Source organism: Pseudomonas sp. JQ170C (genome assembly GCF_035581345.1).
Classification (GTDB): domain Bacteria; phylum Pseudomonadota; class Gammaproteobacteria; order Pseudomonadales; family Pseudomonadaceae; genus Aquipseudomonas.
Map to the genome: position 1 here is coordinate 4967163 of NZ_CP141608.1, position 15709 is coordinate 4982871.

At 61.2% G+C, this 15709-nt stretch carries 17 protein-coding genes; 4 read left to right on the plus strand and 13 right to left on the minus strand.

Features of this window, described 5'->3' with window-relative positions; all coding sequences use genetic code 11:
• Positions 1 to 59: 59 nt before the first annotated feature.
• From U9R80_RS22545 to colR, 5 genes are all read right to left on the minus strand, one after another.
• On the minus strand, positions 60 to 284 hold the full coding sequence (locus tag U9R80_RS22545) for a hypothetical protein (protein ID WP_301840298.1): 225 nt from the start codon (positions 282 to 284) through the stop codon (positions 60 to 62).
• Positions 281 to 994: a lipopolysaccharide kinase InaA family protein gene (locus tag U9R80_RS22550; RefSeq protein WP_301840296.1), complete on the minus strand. Its 714-nt coding sequence runs from the start codon at positions 992 to 994 to the stop codon at positions 281 to 283. The genes U9R80_RS22545 and U9R80_RS22550 overlap by 4 nt, the downstream gene beginning before the upstream one ends.
• A gap of 3 nt (positions 995 to 997) precedes the next feature.
• Positions 998 to 1678 (minus strand): class I SAM-dependent methyltransferase, encoded by a 681-nt coding sequence (locus U9R80_RS22555; protein WP_301840294.1) that lies wholly within the window; start codon positions 1676 to 1678, stop codon positions 998 to 1000.
• Between the two features lie 130 nt (positions 1679 to 1808).
• Positions 1809 to 3107, minus strand: a complete 1299-nt coding sequence (locus U9R80_RS22560; RefSeq protein ID WP_301840293.1) for a sensor histidine kinase — start codon at positions 3105 to 3107, stop codon at positions 1809 to 1811.
• Positions 3097 to 3780, minus strand: a complete 684-nt coding sequence (gene colR, locus U9R80_RS22565) for a two-component system response regulator ColR (protein ID WP_301840292.1) — start codon at positions 3778 to 3780, stop codon at positions 3097 to 3099. The genes U9R80_RS22560 and colR overlap by 11 nt, the downstream gene beginning before the upstream one ends.
• A gap of 225 nt (positions 3781 to 4005) precedes the next feature.
• On the opposite strand from colR, the gene U9R80_RS22570 reads away from it, so the two are divergent.
• Positions 4006 to 4749 carry a phosphatase PAP2 family protein gene (locus U9R80_RS22570; RefSeq protein ID WP_301840289.1) on the plus strand — a complete coding sequence of 248 codons (744 nt, stop codon included), beginning with the start codon at positions 4006 to 4008 and terminating at the stop codon, positions 4747 to 4749.
• Between the two features lie 262 nt (positions 4750 to 5011).
• Here the strand turns inward: U9R80_RS22570 and groL are convergent, their stop codons facing one another.
• The 5 genes from groL to U9R80_RS22595 all read right to left on the minus strand — a co-directional run bounded on the left by groL (position 5012) and on the right by U9R80_RS22595 (position 9686).
• Positions 5012 to 6661 carry a chaperonin GroEL gene (groL, locus tag U9R80_RS22575; RefSeq protein WP_274115068.1) on the minus strand — a complete coding sequence of 550 codons (1650 nt, stop codon included), beginning with the start codon at positions 6659 to 6661 and terminating at the stop codon, positions 5012 to 5014.
• Positions 6662 to 6708: 47 nt separating this feature from the next.
• Positions 6709 to 7002, minus strand: a complete 294-nt coding sequence (locus tag U9R80_RS22580) for a co-chaperone GroES (protein ID WP_003260750.1) — start codon at positions 7000 to 7002, stop codon at positions 6709 to 6711.
• 257 nt (positions 7003 to 7259) lie between these two features.
• Positions 7260 to 7775 (minus strand): FxsA family protein, encoded by a 516-nt coding sequence (locus tag U9R80_RS22585; protein WP_301840288.1) that lies wholly within the window; start codon positions 7773 to 7775, stop codon positions 7260 to 7262.
• 65 nt (positions 7776 to 7840) lie between these two features.
• Positions 7841 to 8572: a HugZ family pyridoxamine 5'-phosphate oxidase gene (locus U9R80_RS22590; protein ID WP_301840287.1), complete on the minus strand. Its 732-nt coding sequence runs from the start codon at positions 8570 to 8572 to the stop codon at positions 7841 to 7843.
• 106 nt (positions 8573 to 8678) lie between these two features.
• Positions 8679 to 9686, minus strand: a complete 1008-nt coding sequence (locus U9R80_RS22595) for a DUF481 domain-containing protein (RefSeq protein ID WP_301840286.1) — start codon at positions 9684 to 9686, stop codon at positions 8679 to 8681.
• A gap of 153 nt (positions 9687 to 9839) precedes the next feature.
• On the opposite strand from U9R80_RS22595, the gene U9R80_RS22600 reads away from it, so the two are divergent.
• On the plus strand, positions 9840 to 10193 hold the full coding sequence (locus U9R80_RS22600; RefSeq protein ID WP_301840285.1) for an MGMT family protein: 354 nt from the start codon (positions 9840 to 9842) through the stop codon (positions 10191 to 10193).
• Positions 10194 to 10236: 43 nt separating this feature from the next.
• The gene (locus U9R80_RS22605; protein WP_301840282.1) at positions 10237 to 11787 is read left to right on the plus strand and encodes an AmpG family muropeptide MFS transporter; all 1551 of its coding nucleotides are present in this window, start codon (positions 10237 to 10239) and stop codon (positions 11785 to 11787) included.
• A gap of 23 nt (positions 11788 to 11810) precedes the next feature.
• Here the strand turns inward: U9R80_RS22605 and U9R80_RS22610 are convergent, their stop codons facing one another.
• From U9R80_RS22610 to U9R80_RS22620, 3 genes are all read right to left on the minus strand, one after another.
• On the minus strand, positions 11811 to 13061 hold the full coding sequence (locus tag U9R80_RS22610; protein ID WP_301840281.1) for an MFS transporter: 1251 nt from the start codon (positions 13059 to 13061) through the stop codon (positions 11811 to 11813).
• Positions 13062 to 13222: 161 nt separating this feature from the next.
• The gene (locus U9R80_RS22615; protein ID WP_301840280.1) at positions 13223 to 14065 is read right to left on the minus strand and encodes a mechanosensitive ion channel family protein; all 843 of its coding nucleotides are present in this window, start codon (positions 14063 to 14065) and stop codon (positions 13223 to 13225) included.
• Between the two features lie 112 nt (positions 14066 to 14177).
• Entirely contained in the window at positions 14178 to 14663 is a 486-nt protein-coding gene (locus tag U9R80_RS22620) for a YajQ family cyclic di-GMP-binding protein (protein ID WP_010220808.1), read from the minus strand.
• Between the two features lie 112 nt (positions 14664 to 14775).
• On the opposite strand from U9R80_RS22620, the gene U9R80_RS22625 reads away from it, so the two are divergent.
• Positions 14776 to 15693, plus strand: a complete 918-nt coding sequence (locus tag U9R80_RS22625) for a putative 2-dehydropantoate 2-reductase (RefSeq protein WP_301840279.1) — start codon at positions 14776 to 14778, stop codon at positions 15691 to 15693.
• Positions 15694 to 15709: the final 16 nt, after the last annotated feature.

Below are 15709 nucleotides of genomic sequence, written 5' to 3' on the forward strand. Positions count from 1 at the left end.
GCACATGCAAAAAGGCCTCGTCAGTGACGAGGCCTTTCCGTGCTCAAGCATTCAGTGAATCAGTGGGAACGCAAACCCTGACTCATACCGAACAGGAACAGCAACAGGTCCTGATCGGGTTGTGCGGTGGACTGGTTCTTTACCACCCTGGGCAGCGGGCACTGGGACGCAGGGTCGACCTTGCTCACAATCTGCGGGCCCGGTTCTTCCCAGGCAGCTGCCGCAGCCGTAGCCACTGCCAGTGCCAACACCAGAAACAAACCTCGAGCTAATTCTAGTTTCATTGCTCTAAACCTTTGACAGCGCTGCCAAACGCCACGTTGTAAAAGTAGAGCAGCTTGCGCCACTCTGCGTCATTGAATGACGAATGGCGGCGCAATTGCTTCAGGTCATTTGCAGCGGCACGATGGCAGCTGATACGCCGTCGGCACTTCTCAAGGTCCAGCAGGGCCACTTCTGCCCGGGCCTGATCACCCTCGCCGATCACCTTGATGAACACATGCTTGCCGTACAGGCAGCCATGTTGCCAATGGCCTCGGTGCATGCGGGCCAGATTGGTGGCCAGGTCCTGCAGCATGCTGTCGTGCAGCGCATCACCATAACGCTCGCGTGCGCCCTTTTCGTACCAGCTGTCGCTGTCTTCAAAACCATCCAGGGCCTTGCTGACCAGCAGGGCCCGCCACTGGTGATCGGCGTCACGCTCCACACCGCAATACACAATGTGGGGGACCCGCACACCCAGTTGCTCGAAGCTGTTGATGGCATCGTATTCGCGCAGCACCGTCGGCCGCCCGAACGGGTGCAGGAAACTGCGGTAGATGTGCCCAATCTGACGCTTGGAATACAGCAACTGCCCACTTTCGTCGTTCAACCGCTGTACACCACTTTCACCACCCCGGCGCTGGTTGGGTTCTTCTACCCACTCACCCTGCTGCTGCCAGAAATGGTCGAACCGGCTATTGCCCGTCAATGTTTCTGAACGCCCTACCGCCATGCCCTACCCCTTACGCAATACGTACACTCGCCACATGGCATAGAACGGCAAAAAGTCCAATCGTTCCTGAATCCGGAAACCAGCGGCTTCAAATTCTTCCTCGACCGTAGCCGCCGGTAACACAAAACGATTCTGGTAACTGCCCTCGCCGGTTTCGGCGTAACGACGCTGCTCCAGCTTTTTACGGCGCCAGGCCTTGAAGTTGCCGTCCACCCACAGCGACAGGATCACGCTATCGCGGGTAACTCGTTGAAATTCCGAGAGAAGTGTCTTGCGATGCGCAGCGTCACCGATGTGGTGCATCAGGCGCATGCAGAAGATGCTGTCGACTGAATTGTCCGGCAGGTCAATTGCAAAGGCAGATGTTTGCAAAGTACGTACCCGTTCAACGATGTGCGCGGGTTGAGATTTGGTTGCCGTTTCCAGCATGGCCTCGGAGTTGTCGGCACCGATGATCACGCGATTGGGCTTTTCCGCCAGCAGCGGCCAGAAACGACCCGCGCCACACGGCAGGTCAAGCACCAGACCGGGTTCGCCCGCCAGGGTCAATGCACGACGCGCCAGCTGTTCATCTCGTTTGTGCGACATGCGCCGCGCCAGGCCATCCTGGTGCTTGAGGAAGTATTCCTGGGCATGCTGCTGGTCGTACTTTTCGGAAAATTCGAGCTTGATGGGACTACGCATTGTGCATCTCCTGACTCCAATTTGCCCACAGTAGGCGGGCAAGCGTTGGCGCCAGGTCATACGAATGTGAAAAATTCGTTGCAAGCCTGAATAAACGTAACAAGAAATGAATGACTGTAACGGCCGGACCTCACTCGAACGCCGGTACCCCGCCTCGGCCATGAGTCAGGTCGACATGGAAGCGACAGCCATGGGGCACCGTTCCTGTCAGCGTCACCGTCCAGCCCTGGTCGTCGCAGATCCGCTGTACCAGCGACAACCCCAGGCCAAGCCCTTCACCCCGACGTTCATCGCCGCGAACAAAGGGACGGAACATGGCCTCACGCTGCTCCTCGGGGATGCCCACGCCACTGTCCTCGACCATGAATCCCTTGGGGTCCAGGGTCAGGCGAATAAAGCCATAGTCGGTGTAGTGCGCAGCATTACGCAGCAGATTGCCCATTACCGCTTGCAGGAACGTGGCGTTATAGAGCGTCGGAGAACTCGCCTTGGCGTCATAGAGCAGTGTCAGGCCTTTCTGTTCGATGGTGTCGCGCCAGACCCCGGTCAGGTCATCGGCCACTTCCTTGAGCGTCGCCTGTGACGCCACCGCGCCCTCATCACGCTGGGCCCTGGCCAGCATCAGGAAGGTTTTCACCAGTTCCTGCATCTCTTCGGTGGCCCTGGCAATGCGCTCGACCTGCGAGCGCGCGCGCGGGTCGATGTTCGGGTTGACCAGCAACAGCTCGCACGAGCTGGCCAGTACCATCAGGGGGGTGCGCAGTTCATGGCTGACGTCACTGGTAAACAGCCGTTCACGGGTCAAGGCATCGCGCAGGCGTCCCAGGGTATCGTCGAAGGCCACGGCCAGTTGCCCGACCTCATCGGCCGCATAGTCCGGCGCCAGGGGCGGCGCCAGGCCCAATAACTGGTCACGATGTCGAACCTGGCGGGCCAGGCGAATAACCGGTGCCATGACTTTGCGTGCCAGCACCCAGCCCAGGAACACCGCCAGCGCCAGGCTGAGCACAAAGCCCACCACCACGACCGCGAACAGCACGCGCTCGCGTTCCTCGAAATCGCTCTGGTCCTGCAGCAACACATAGCGCCGCCCATCCACGATCTCGACCATGGCGTGGTAGGACAACTGCTCGCGAAACACTTCATGAAAACCCGGTGACAGGTGCCGCAGGTCCTTGGGCAACTCGAATTCGTCTCGCCCGCCGCTGTAGTAGAACAGCTGGTCGGGGCGCGGCCGGTGGCTCCAGTCGCTGACGCTGTCCATGCGCAGCAGGCGCTGCAGATCGCCACCCAGCACCGCCGAGATCAAGCGCTCTTCGACCAGGTGAACGGTGGCAACGATACCGAAGGCAAATGCACCGGCCACCAGGGCGCTCATCAACGCAAAAGCGATGATGATCCGCTGGGCGAGGCTTTGTTTAAACTCCATCGCGGCCCTCGGCCAGGCGATAACCGACGCCATGGACGGTATGCAGCAGGGGTTTGTCGAAGGGCTTGTCGATGACCTGGCGCAGTTGGTGGACGTGGCTGCGCAAGCTGTCGCTGTCGGGGCAATCATCGCCCCAGAGGGCCTCTTCAAGCACCTCGCGGCGTAACACATGGGGGCTTTTCTGCATCAGCACCGCCAGCAGCTTCAAGCCGACCGGGTTGAGCTTGAGCAGCTTGCCGTCGCGGGTCACTTCGAGGGTGTCGAGGTCGTAGCACAGGTCACTGACCTGCAAGGTACGCCGGCCACCGCCCTGGGCCCGACGCAGCACCGCTTCGATGCGTGCCGCCAGCTCCGACAGGGCAAAGGGCTTCAACAGGTAATCATCGGCACCGGAGCGAAACCCCTGCAGGCGATCATCGAGCTGGTCGCGGGCGGTGAGCATGATTACCGGAGTGTCGCGCCTGGCATCCTCGCGCAGGCGTTTGCACAGCGTATAGCCGTCAATGCCCGGGAGCATGATGTCGAGCACGATCAGGTCGTAGTGTTCGGTAGCGGCCAGGTGCAACCCGGACAGACCATCCTGGGCACAGTCAACCGTATAGCCTTTGAGGCCCAGATAGTCGGCCAGGTTGGCTAGGATATCGCGGTTGTCTTCAACCAGTAGAATTCGCATAGGGTTCTCCCGTCCGGGTCTTTTGCCTGCTTGGCAGGCGCAGCTTACGGCCATCGACAGCGCTCGGCTAGGCTGCAGCAGGTTTATTGGCAGTTAACGTTTTTTTCACCCAGCCTTCACGGACACACCATAGCAATCGCCGCACAATCGCCGGTCGTTGTGTCACTCCGCTTCCCGGCACGGGCTACCGGCCGGACCCGATTTTTCGACCTGCCTGGACCTGCCATGCCTGCCACTCACGCCTCTCGCCCGCTCAATCCGTGGTTTTCCCTGGGTATACCGCTGCTGACGGCAGCGATCCTGATCCTGCTGGAACTGACGTCACTGGACATGGACCTGGCCAAACTGGCTTTCGATCCGGTCACCGGGCAGTTCATCGGACGGCACAGCTACTTCCTCGAAGACATCCTGCATGATCGCGCCAAACAAGCGGTCATCGTCCTGGGGCTGGGTGCCATTGCCGCCTTTGCGGCAAGTTTCTTCTGGCAGCGCCTGCAAGGCTGGCGTCGCGAGCTGGGCTACCTGGTAATGGCCATGGCGCTGTCGACCAGTTTTGTCACCCCGATCAAGGCGGTGACTGCCGTGCAGTGCCCTTGGAGCCTGCAGGAATTTGGCGGCAAAGAAGTCTACAGCGAGTTGCTCAGCCCCAGGCCGGCGACCGACAAACCAGGACGCTGCTGGCCCGGTGGCCATGCCGCCACCGGATTTACCCTGTTTGCCCTGTTCTTCATGCTGCGTGATCGCCGCCCCCGCCTGGCCCGTGCAGCGCTGCTGTTTGCCTTCGCCCTGGGCACGGTGTTCTCAGTGGGACGAATGCTGCAAGGCGCGCATTTCTTCTCCCACAACGTCTGGACAGCGGTGTTCTGCTGGCTGATCAGCCTGGGCTGTTACCACTGGCTGCTGTACCGCAAGCCTGTAGGCGCGGGCTTGCCCCGCGAAGCAGCCGATGCTGCATCATCCACTGCCTGAGACACCGCATCGCGGGGCAAGCCCGCTCCTACCGGTCCAATTGGCGGGAGTGAGCCGCCGCTGGCGCCAGCCCGCGACCAGCTCACTCAGGGCAGGAGCGGGCTTGCCCCGCGAGAGGCCGGTACAGCCAGCAAAACGGGTGTTGTCTGAACGATTGATCGCGGGGCAAGCCCGGTCCCACGGCAATCAGTGCAAGCCCGCCGTACAGGCAAAAAAAAGCCCCGCACTAAGCGGGGCTTTTTCTCAAGCGGGTAAGGCTGGCTTACATCATGCCGCCCATACCGCCCATGCCACCCATGCCGCCCATATCAGGCATGCCACCAGCAGCAGCTTCCTGAGGCGCATCAGCAACCATGGCTTCGGTAGTGATCATCAGACCACCGATCGAAGCAGCAGCTTGCAGGGCCGAACGGGTTACCTTGGCAGGGTCTAGGATACCCATTTCGATCATGTCGCCGTACTCGCCGGTCGCAGCGTTGTAACCGAAGTTACCCGAACCTTGTTTGACCTTGTCGACCACTACGCTTGGCTCGTCGCCAGCGTTGGCAACGATCTGGCGCAACGGCGCTTCAACAGCGCGACGCAGCAGCTGGATACCGACGTTCTGGTCTTCGTTGTCGCCTTTGAGTTCGGAGATCGCTTGCAGCGAACGAACCAGGGCAACACCACCGCCAGGAACCACGCCTTCTTCAACGGCTGCACGGGTAGCGTGCAGGGCGTCTTCAACGCGGGCTTTCTTCTCTTTCATTTCAACTTCGGTGCCAGCACCGACCTTGATCACGGCAACACCGCCAGCCAGCTTGGCCAGACGCTCTTGCAGTTTTTCACGGTCGTAGTCCGACGAAGTCTCGGCAACCTGGGCACGGATCTGGGTGATGCGTGCTTCGATGTCGCCCTGTACGCCAGCACCGTCAACGATGATGGTGTTTTCCTTGGACAGGGTGACGCGCTTGGCGTTGCCCAGGTGCTCCAGGGTAGCGGACTCCAGGCTCAGGCCGATTTCTTCGGAGATCACGGTACCGCCGGTCAGGACGGCGATGTCCTGCAGCATGGCCTTGCGGCGGTCGCCGAAGCCTGGTGCCTTGACCGCAGCAACTTTGACGATGCCGCGCATGTTGTTGACAACCAGGGTCGCCAGCGCTTCGCCTTCAACGTCTTCAGCCACGATCAGCAGAGGACGGCCGGCCTTGGCAACGGCTTCCAGAACTGGCAGCAGTTCGCGGATGTTGGAGATCTTCTTGTCAACCAGCAGCAGCAGAGGGCCATCCAGCTCGGCGACCATGGTGTCTGGCTTGTTGACGAAGTAAGGGGACAGGTAGCCACGGTCGAACTGCATGCCTTCTACAACCGACAGTTCGTTTTCCAGGCCCGAGCCTTCTTCAACGGTGATCACGCCTTCTTTACCGACTTTTTCCATGGCTTCGGCAATGATGTCACCGATGGAGTTGTCGGAGTTGGCCGAGATGGTACCGACCTGAGCGATGGCCTTGGAGTCGGCGCATGGCTTGGACAGGGACTTCAGCTCTTTGACGATGGCGATGGTGGCCTTGTCGATACCACGCTTGAGGTCCATCGGGTTCATGCCGGCAGCAACGGCTTTCAGGCCTTCGCTGACGATGGCCTGAGCCAGAACGGTTGCGGTGGTGGTGCCGTCACCGGCTTCGTCGTTGGCCTTGGAGGCTACGTCTTTGAGCAGCTGGGCGCCCATGTTTTCAAAGGCGTCTTTGAGTTCGATTTCTTTGGCAACCGAAACACCGTCTTTGGTGATGGTCGGAGCGCCGAAGCTCTTGGCCAGAACAACGTTACGGCCTTTTGGGCCCAGGGTCGCTTTTACAGCGTCAGCCAGAACGTTGACACCAACGAGCATTTTTTTACGGGCGGAATCGCCGAATTTTACGTCTTTAGCAGCCATGATCGTTTAATCCTTGAATACTTTGGAGTAACGGGAAACCAGCGGAATCAGCCTTCGATAACAGCGAGAATTTCGTTCTCAGCCATTACCAGCAGGTCTTCGCCGTCAACTTTCACAGTGTTGCTGCCCGAGTAAGGGCCGAAAACCACCTTGTCACCCACTTTCACGGCCAGCGCACGCACTTCACCGTTGTCCAGGATGCGACCGGTACCTACAGCGACGACTTCGCCACGGTTAGGTTTTTCAGCGGCCGAACCTGGCAGAACGATACCGCCAGCGGTTTTCGATTCTTCTTCGCTGCGACGGATAACGACGCGGTCATGCAGAGGACGAAGCTTCATTGTCGATCTCTCCTAATTGTGGTTTTCATCGGCCGGTGTCGACACCGGCGGGTTGATGCTTGCGGCGTAGCCGCTCGTAGCTCGCGGGGCGAACCACACATGTAATGTCTGGGGCGAGCCACCAGAAACCTTGCGGTGACCCATACATGAGGTCGCCAAGGGCAATTACAAGGCTTGCTGATGAAAATTTTTAGCGGCCCGCCCCTGTAAAGCAGAACGGCCCCTTTCGGGGCCGTCCGGTCAAACGCTTGCCTTGCTCACAAATCCCGTGGATCACGAAGATTGCGGGTGTCGCGAGGGTCTTGCGGATCGCGGTGCTCATACTCACCTTCGATCACATTCGGCTGACGCGACTGGCCACCCGGGTTGCCCGGGCGCCCCATGAAGGGATCGTCGCCAAACGCACGCTGGCGCATGGCCTGGGCCTCGGCGCGCTCGCGCATCTTGCGCGCGAGCAGGCGGCGAGTGAACGGCAGCAGGCAGACCAGACCGATCACGTCACTGATAAAGCCTGGCAACAGCAGCAAGCCGCCACCCAGTGCCAGCATCAGGCCATGGAACATGTCTTCAGCGGGCAACTCGCCACGCTGCAGGCTTTCACGGGCTCGCAAAGCCGTAGCCAGACCGGCCACCCGCACTACCAGAACACCCAGGGCAGAGCCTGCGATGATCAACAGCAGCGCCGGAAAGAAACCGATCGCGGTGCTGACCTTGAAAAACACGTACAGCTCCAGCACCGGAAAAATCAGAAACAGCAATAGAAAAGCACGCATCAACGGGTTCCTCTGCGCAAGATGACCTTGCAGTACACCTTTAATGGTTGCGGGCAGTCGCTATTTCAAGCCTCGGTCGCTTCACGTGCCGGCCATTGATCGGCGCGCGCCAGAAAAACCAGGGCTTCTCGCACTTGTAACGGCGTATTACAAGGCGCAGCGAATGGCAGCCAGTGCACGGCCTGGCCAATGCGCAGGTGCATGCCCTCGGCATCAATGCCGACCATCTGCGCCGCAGCCGTCTGCGGCAAGCCGCTGAGCTGGACGTAATGTTCGATGGCGTTGGCATGATCGCTGTTCATATGCTCGATCATGCTCAGCTCGGCCTTGCCGGCAAAGGGGTTTGCCAGGGAGAGGTTATCGACCCAGTGAATCGCGCCAAACCCGCCGATGTAACGGTGACGCACAGGCGCAAGCACCCAGAAGTCGAAGTCGTGGGCCTTGTGGTAATTGCTCGATTCGGGGAAGTAGCGGTAGTAGCGCTCGGCAGCCGCTTCGACCGCCGCAGGCTCTTCGAGCTTGTGCGCCTGGGCCAGTACGGTCAGACGACCGACGGCCTGCACATCCTCGGCATCGCGCTCGCCGACCAGCAGCGAGCACTTGGGATCTTTCTGCAAGTTGTGGGTGTGCTGGGCGATACGGCTGATCAGGATCAGCGGATTGCCTTCGGCATCGAGGCAGTACGGCACTACCGAGCCGAACGGAAAGCCCGGCATCGACTTGGAATGGGTCGACAGGACCCCACGGTATTCCTTGAGCAGCAGCTCCCGTGCCTGTTGTGCGACTTTAGCGCTCACTGTGTGACTCCCGACTCGACGATTAGCTGAAGGCTGGCCGCAGGTGCCCTGCGGCCGAATGCTCAGCCGACAAAATAATCATTATCGACGGCGGTTGCCACAAGACTTACCAGGTGACGCCAAAGCCTGCGGTGTAGCGGGTCTTGTCCAGGTCACTGTCACGGGTGCCGCTGATGACATCCTTCTCGGCCTTGAGGTTGAGCGAGGCCCACTCGGTGACCTTGTAGCGCAGGCCGACTTCGGCATCCAGCGCGTAGTTGGCAACGCCATCCAGCGGTTTGCCGACCTCGCCGTTGGTGAAGAACTCGACCCGCTTGCCGATCAGGTAGCGGTTGTAGTCCCACTTCATGGCCAGGGCGTAGAAGTTGTCCTTGCCGCCGTCGGCGTATTCATAGTCGGTACGGTTGATCAGCGAGCCCAGGGAGAAGGCCCCCAGCTCGTCATCCCAGAACTGGTAACCCGGGCCGGTACCCACGGTGCGCTGGCGCGCCAGGTCTTCAATGTGGTCACGCTTGTATTCCAGGCGACCCTGCCAGAACCACTTCTCGGTCATGAAGCGGTCCAGCGCGTATTCGGCGCTCCAGTTGTTGGTGGTGGTGACGTCGTCCTTGCTCTCGCGGTTGTATTCGCCTTCGGCCTGGTGCCGCCAGCGGCCATGACGGGCGGTGGTCTTGAAGTCGATGTCATAGTCATCGCTGTCGGACTCGGCGCGCTTGTAGTCCATGGCCAGGTCGACATTGCCCTTCCACGACAGGTCTTCGATCACAGGCTTGGGCTTCATGATCTGCTGGATACTGGCCAGCTCGACGGTCTTGGGCGTCTCGCCGTTGGCCAGGGTCACCTTGCCCTCGTCGGCCGCGTGGAGCGACTTGGCTTTCTCGCCGGTGTAGGCATCCTGCTTGACCAACAGCTCCTGGTCGCTTTCCAGGGTCTTGACCTGTTTCCAGTCCAGGGCGATCGAGCCACCGTACTCGGTCTTGAGCAGCAGTTTGCCGCCATCGAAGACGGTGATCTTGCCGCTGAGCCGGTCGCCGTTCTTCATCCAGACAGTGTCAGCGACAGCCTGGGAGCAGACGACAAGGGCAGCAAGGCACAACAGGGCTCTAGAATACATAAGCAAGCAACGGACTCTGGTTCGCGAAAAAAGTCGGGCATTATCCAGATACACGACCGTAGAGCAAGGACTGACCCACCCCATGCCGATGAGTTCAATTCCCATTTGCCCGACCAACGCGGCAAATTCCCCGCAGAAGCCCGTGAGGCCGCAATGAATCCCCCTCCCGGCGATCCGACGGAAAACGCCCAGGCCCGACGAATGGCGCTCTACCTGGTGCTCGGCCAGGTGCCTGCGGGCAAGGTGGTCAGCTATGGCCAGCTGGCCGAACTGGCGGGATTGGGGCGCGCGGCGCGCTGGGTGGGGCGCACCCTGAGCCAACTGCCGCCTGACACCCAATTACCCTGGCACCGGGTCCTGGGTGCCGGCGGTCGGCTGAGCCTGACCCTGGGCACGCCTTCAGGCGACGAGCAGCGCGCCAGGCTGCGGGCAGAAGGCGTCACTCTGCACAATAATCGTGTGGATATGTCGCGCCATGGCTGGCGCCCAATGGAGCACAGCGGTTAGAGTGCGCGCTTTGTTTTCGTAAACTTGAGGCAGATGTTGGCCCATGCCCCGTAAAACCTGGCGCGCTGCGCTCGCTGCCTATGCCAGTCCGTCGACCCTGGTGCTGTTGCTGCTCGGCTTTGCCGCCGGCCTGCCCTATATGCTGGTGTTCTCGACCCTGTCGGTGTGGTTGCGTGAGGCCGGGGTGGCGCGCGAAACCATCGGCTACGCCAGCCTGATCGGCCTGGCCTATGCCTTCAAGTGGGTCTGGTCGCCGCTGCTAGACCAATGGCGCCTGCCATTTCTCGGCAAGCTTGGCCGGCGCCGCTCCTGGCTGGTGCTGTCACAGGTGCTGGTGGTGATCGGGTTGGTGGGAATGGGCTTTTGTGATCCGCAAAAACACCTGTCCTGGCTGATTGCCCTGGCCGTACTGGTGGCCTTTGCCTCCGCTACCCAGGACATCGCTGTCGACGCCTACCGCCTGGAAATCGCCGATGACCAGCGCCAGGCCGCTTTGGCCGCCAGCTACATGGCCGGCTACCGCGTCGCCGCCCTGCTCGCCACTGCCGGTGCCTTGTTCTTCGCCGAAGGCTTCGGTTCCACCGGCTTCAGCTACCTGCACAAAGCCTGGACCGGCACCTACGTGCTGTTCGGCGTGCTGATGCTGCCCGCCGTCATCACCACCCTGTTGATGCGCGAACCGCCCGTGCCATTGCGCACCCAACTGTCGGCGGCACGGTATGGCCTGACCCACCAGCTGGTCTCGGTGTTCGTGCTGATCATCCTGCTGGTGTCGGTACCGGCGACTTTCACCCAGCTGTACAACACCGACTTCGCCAGCGTGCTGTTCGAGGGCGTCAGCCTGCTCGACCTGCTGCTTGAAGATCGCGCCTTCCTGCGCGCCATCCTCTACATCACCTTGACCGCACTGTGCCTTTCGTCCCTGGGCCGTCGCGGCCTGGCGCCGGTGCTCACGCCGGTCAACGACTTCATCCTGCGCTACCGCTGGCAGGCCCTGCTGCTGCTCGGCCTGATCGCCACCTACCGGATGTCCGACACCGTGATGGGTGTCATGGCCAACGTGTTCTACATCGACCAGGGCTTCACCAAGGACCAGATCGCCAGTGTCAGCAAGATCTTCGGCCTGATCATGACCCTGGTCGGCGCCGGCATGGGCGGCCTGCTGATCGTGCGCTTCGGCATCCTGCCGATCCTGTTCATCGGCGGCGCGGCCTCGGCAGGCACCAACATCCTGTTCCTGATGCTGGCCGACATGGGCCCCAATCTGCAGATGCTGGTGGTGACGATCTCCCTCGACAACTTCAGTTCGGGACTGGCTACCTCTGCCTTCGTCGCCTATCTGTCGAGCCTGACCAACCTCAAGTTCTCCGCCACCCAGTACGCCCTGCTCAGCTCGATCATGCTGCTGTTGCCGCGCCTGATCGGCGGCTACTCAGGCGTCATGGTGGAAAAGTTCGGCTACCACGACTTCTTCCTGATCACCGCCCTGCTTGGCGTGCCGACCCTGATCCTGATCGTGTTGCACTGGCGCCAGGAACTGGGCCGGGGCAAACAGGAACCGGTCGACAATCCCGTTGCCGAGCAGCGCCCCTGAGGCCTGCTGAGGCGTTTGCCGGGTTATTCCGGCAACGCCTCAGGCTGATCGCCCGAAGCGCTCAGAACGATCTTCAGCGGCCATAGCGCGACGATACCGGCAACCCCGGCAGCCACCGCGAAACTCAGCAGACTGGCGCCCGCCCCGATCATCGCCAGCAAGGCGCCGCCCAGGCCGAGCAGTGCGATGGTGATCATCCCCAACATGGCCGAGACCAGGCCTTTGCTCTGCTCGCTGGAAAACAGCGTCATGCGGTACAGCACCGCGTTGGCGATGCCCAGGCCCAGGGCATAGAGCGACAGCCCGGCCACCAGGCTCGCCACGCTGGGCACCAGCCAGGTGGCCAGCATCATGCTCACAAGCCCCGCGAGATAGGGCCACAGCGCGCCGCGCACCAGACGGGTCAGCGCATAACGATCAGCGATTCGGTTGATGATCAGGTTGCCCAGAATCAGCCCGCCGAACACCGGCAACTGCCACAGCGCGTAGTCCAGGGTGCTCAGGCCTTCATCGTGAATCAGCAACACGGGTGACAGGCCGATCCAGCCGATCAGTGGCAGACCGACCAGGCCCAGGGCAGCACTGCCAGCGACAAAACGGCGATTGGCCAGCAACTGCCCGTAACCGGCCAGCAGCGGCAGCAAGTGAATCGGCTGGAATGCCAGGCGCGAACCGTCACGCCGCTCCACACCCAGGGTTTCGGGCATGAACCGGTACAGCGCGAACCAGGCAAGCACGGCCGCTGCACCGAACAACACGAACAGCCAGCGCCACGACACCCACTCCAGCAACAGGGTGCCGACCAGCGGCCCAAGCAGTGGCGACAACAGGGCGATGTTCGCCAGCAAGGCCATCATGCGTACCGCATCGGCCTCGCTGAACGCCTCGTTGAGTGCCGGGTAACTGACCGTCACCACAAAGCCCAGGCCGATGCCTTGCAACAGGCGCAGCACGTTGAACAGCTCGATGCTCTGCACCCAGAACGAAGCCAGGCACGCCACGCAGAAAAACGCACAGCCAACGAGCAGCAACGGCCGCCGACCGTAACGGTCGGCCAACGGCCCGATCAGCCACTGCAGCAGCACACCACCGAGCAGGTAGAGGTTCAGGGCATGGGGGATGAATTCAGGGCTGGCGTTCAGGTCACCGACCACCACCGGCATGGCGGGCATCACCACATCGCTGGCCAGGTAGGTCAGGAGCTCGAACAGGGCCAGGGTCATGGCGAAGCAAAACGCACGCAGCGGCGTGATGTTGATCAGGGGGGTAAGCATGATGAGACCGGGCGTACAAAAGTAAGCCAGCCTGTATGCCAGAAAGCGGGGGGATCAGGTAGGACCAAGACGTGAACAAGTGTAATGGCGATTACAACATCGCGGGGCAAGCCCGCTCCTGCACCTGGCAGGAGCGGGCTTGCCCCGCGATCAGATCGGCATTACTGCACTGCGGTTTCCTGCACCACGCGAATCACACGCTGCGGAAAGGGAATGTCGATACCCTCATCCCTCAGGCGATCACGGGCATGCTCGTTGAGCATGAACATCACGTCCCAGTAGTCGGCGGTGTTCACCCACACCCGCAACGACAGGGTGATGGAGCTGTCGCCCAGCATCGAGACCACGGCCTGTGGTGCCGGGTCCTGGTGAATGCGTGGATCTTTGGCCAGTTCCAGCAGCACCTGGCGAGCCTTCTGCAGATCAGCCTCGTAATCGACACCGACATCGAACACGACCTTGCGAGTCGGCTGGCGATTGGTGTTGGTAATGATGCCGTTGGACAGGCTGCCGTTGGGCAGGATCACGGTCTTGTTGTCACCGGTGCGCAGCACGGTGTGGAAGATCTGGATGCTGTCCACGGTGCCCGCGACACCCTGGGCTTCGATCCAGTCACCCAGGCGGAACGGACGGAACAGCAGGATCAGCACGCCACCCGCGAAGTTCGCCAGGCTGCCTTGCAGTGCCAGGCCGATTGCCAGGCCCGCCGCACCGATGGCCGCGACAAACGAGGTGGTCTCGATGCCGATCATCGAGGCCACGCTGACCACCAGCAAAATCTTCAGAATGATGTTCGCCAGGCTGCTGATGAAACCTTGCAGCGCCAGGTCCGCGTTACGCAGCGCCAGCAATTTGCCCAAGCGGTAGGTCACCTTGTTGATCACCCACCAGCCAATGGCCAGGGTCAGCAGCGCCAGCAACAGGCGGCTGCCGTATTCCATGATCATGGGGACCCAGGTTTGCGACGTTTTAACCAGCTGATCGACTTCAGCACTCAAATCCATAATGTTCTCCTGATGCCGAGGGGCAAAAGCTGTAAAAATCGCGCCGCAATCGTTTCAGCGGCCACAGAGACCTCGGACGCCAAAACGGCGCCAAGGTTCCGAAGTGCGCTGATCAGTCGCGGAAGTTGTTGAACTGCAGCGGCATGCCGAATTCCTTGGCACGCAGGGCGGCGATGGCTTCCTGCAGGTCGTCACGCTTCTTGCCGGTGACACGCACCTGCTCGCCCTGGATGGCAGCCTGGACCTTGAGCTTGGCGTCCTTGATGTGCGCGACGATCTTTTTCGCCAGCTCTTTGTCGATGCCTTCCTTGAGGACCGCTTCCTGCTTCATCACCTTGCCCGAGGCGAAGGCGTCTTTGACTTCCAGGCACTGGACGTCGATCTTGCGCTTGACCAGGGCCAGCTTGAGGATGTCGATCATCGCTTCGAGCTGGAATTCGGCTTCAGCGGTCAGGTTGACGGTCAGTTCCTTTTCCTTGAACTCGAAGCTGCCCTTGCCCTTGAGGTCATAGCGGCGGTCCAGTTCCTTCACGGCGTTCTCAACGGCGTTGGTGACTTCGTGCTTGTCCAGTTCCGATACCACGTCGAACGACGGCATAGAGATTCTCCAAAAATAAACGCGCGCTCGCGGCCCTGATTGAAGAGCGTGATGGAGCGCGTCGGGTTTGACGGTTAAAATGCGGGCTCATTATAACGGTTGCGAAACGCTGATGAGCAGCACCTGGCATATTCTCGGCGCAGGGAGCCTGGGCAGCCTCTGGGCCTGCCGACTGGCCCGCGCCGGCAAAGCGGTCCGACTGATCCTGCGCGATACCGCACGCGTGCAGGCTTACGAGGCCTCCGGCGGCCTGACCCTGATCGAACAGGGCCAGGCACAACTGCACGCGATTCCTGCGCAAACCGCCGAAGACGCCACCCCCATTCATCGCCTCCTGGTCGCCTGCAAGGCCTACGACGCCGAGCAGGCGGTCGCGCAACTGGCCCCACGCCTGAGCCACGGCGCCGAACTGATCCTGCTGCAAAACGGCCTGGGCAGCCAGGACGCCGTGGCCAACAAGGTTCCCCATGCTCGCTGTATCTTCGCCTCCAGCACCGAAGGCGCGTTTCGCGAGGCCGACTGGCAGGTGAACTTTGCCGGTCACGGCTTCAACTGGGTCGGCGATCCGGCCAACCCCCTGCCGCCGGAGTGGCTCGACGACCTGGCCGATGCCGGTATCCCGCACCAGTGGACGCCCGACATCCTCACCCGGCTGTGGCGCAAGCTGGCGCTCAACTGCGCGATCAACCCGCTGACCGTGTTGCATGACTGCCGCAACGGTGGCCTGCAGGATCACGCCTGCGAAGTGGCCACCTTGTGCGCGGAGCTTGGCGAACTGCTGCAGTGCTGCGGCCAACCGCAAGCCGCCGAGGGTTTGAATGAGGAAGTGGAGCGAGTGATCAAGGCCACCGCGGCCAACTACTCTTCCATGTATCAGGATGTTCGTCAGGGTCGGCGTACCGAGATTCACTATTTGCTGGGGCATGCCTGCCGGGTCGCCAGTCGCCACGGACGCCAGCTACCCCATCTGGAACGGCTCTACCGGCGCCTGGTCGAACACCTGAATACGCGCGGTTTGCCCAGCGACTGAACGCAGCGCTACCCTG

Bases quoted from the DNA above. Each gene is read 5' to 3' on its own strand.
- colR (WP_301840292.1), bottom strand. From the start codon at position 3,780: ATGCGAATTCTACTGGTTGAAGACAACCGCGATATCCTAGCCAACCTG.
- U9R80_RS22595 (WP_301840286.1), bottom strand. From the start codon at position 9,686: ATGTATTCTAGAGCCCTGTTGTGCCTTGCTGCCCTTGTCGTCTGCTCC.
- U9R80_RS22605 (WP_301840282.1), top strand. From the start codon at position 10,237: ATGCCCCGTAAAACCTGGCGCGCTGCGCTCGCTGCCTATGCCAGTCCG.
- groL (WP_274115068.1), bottom strand. From the start codon at position 6,661: ATGGCTGCTAAAGACGTAAAATTCGGCGATTCCGCCCGTAAAAAAATG.
- U9R80_RS22625 (WP_301840279.1), top strand. From the start codon at position 14,776: ATGAGCAGCACCTGGCATATTCTCGGCGCAGGGAGCCTGGGCAGCCTC.
- U9R80_RS22580 (WP_003260750.1), bottom strand. From the start codon at position 7,002: ATGAAGCTTCGTCCTCTGCATGACCGCGTCGTTATCCGTCGCAGCGAA.
- U9R80_RS22545 (WP_301840298.1), bottom strand. From the start codon at position 284: ATGAAACTAGAATTAGCTCGAGGTTTGTTTCTGGTGTTGGCACTGGCA.
- U9R80_RS22585 (WP_301840288.1), bottom strand. From the start codon at position 7,775: ATGCGTGCTTTTCTATTGCTGTTTCTGATTTTTCCGGTGCTGGAGCTG.
- U9R80_RS22560 (WP_301840293.1), bottom strand. From the start codon at position 3,107: ATGGAGTTTAAACAAAGCCTCGCCCAGCGGATCATCATCGCTTTTGCG.
- U9R80_RS22615 (WP_301840280.1), bottom strand. From the start codon at position 14,065: ATGGATTTGAGTGCTGAAGTCGATCAGCTGGTTAAAACGTCGCAAACC.
- U9R80_RS22620 (WP_010220808.1), bottom strand. From the start codon at position 14,663: ATGCCGTCGTTCGACGTGGTATCGGAACTGGACAAGCACGAAGTCACC.
- U9R80_RS22570 (WP_301840289.1), top strand. From the start codon at position 4,006: ATGCCTGCCACTCACGCCTCTCGCCCGCTCAATCCGTGGTTTTCCCTG.
- U9R80_RS22600 (WP_301840285.1), top strand. From the start codon at position 9,840: ATGAATCCCCCTCCCGGCGATCCGACGGAAAACGCCCAGGCCCGACGA.
- U9R80_RS22555 (WP_301840294.1), bottom strand. From the start codon at position 1,678: ATGCGTAGTCCCATCAAGCTCGAATTTTCCGAAAAGTACGACCAGCAG.
- U9R80_RS22550 (WP_301840296.1), bottom strand. From the start codon at position 994: ATGGCGGTAGGGCGTTCAGAAACATTGACGGGCAATAGCCGGTTCGAC.
- U9R80_RS22610 (WP_301840281.1), bottom strand. From the start codon at position 13,061: ATGCTTACCCCCCTGATCAACATCACGCCGCTGCGTGCGTTTTGCTTC.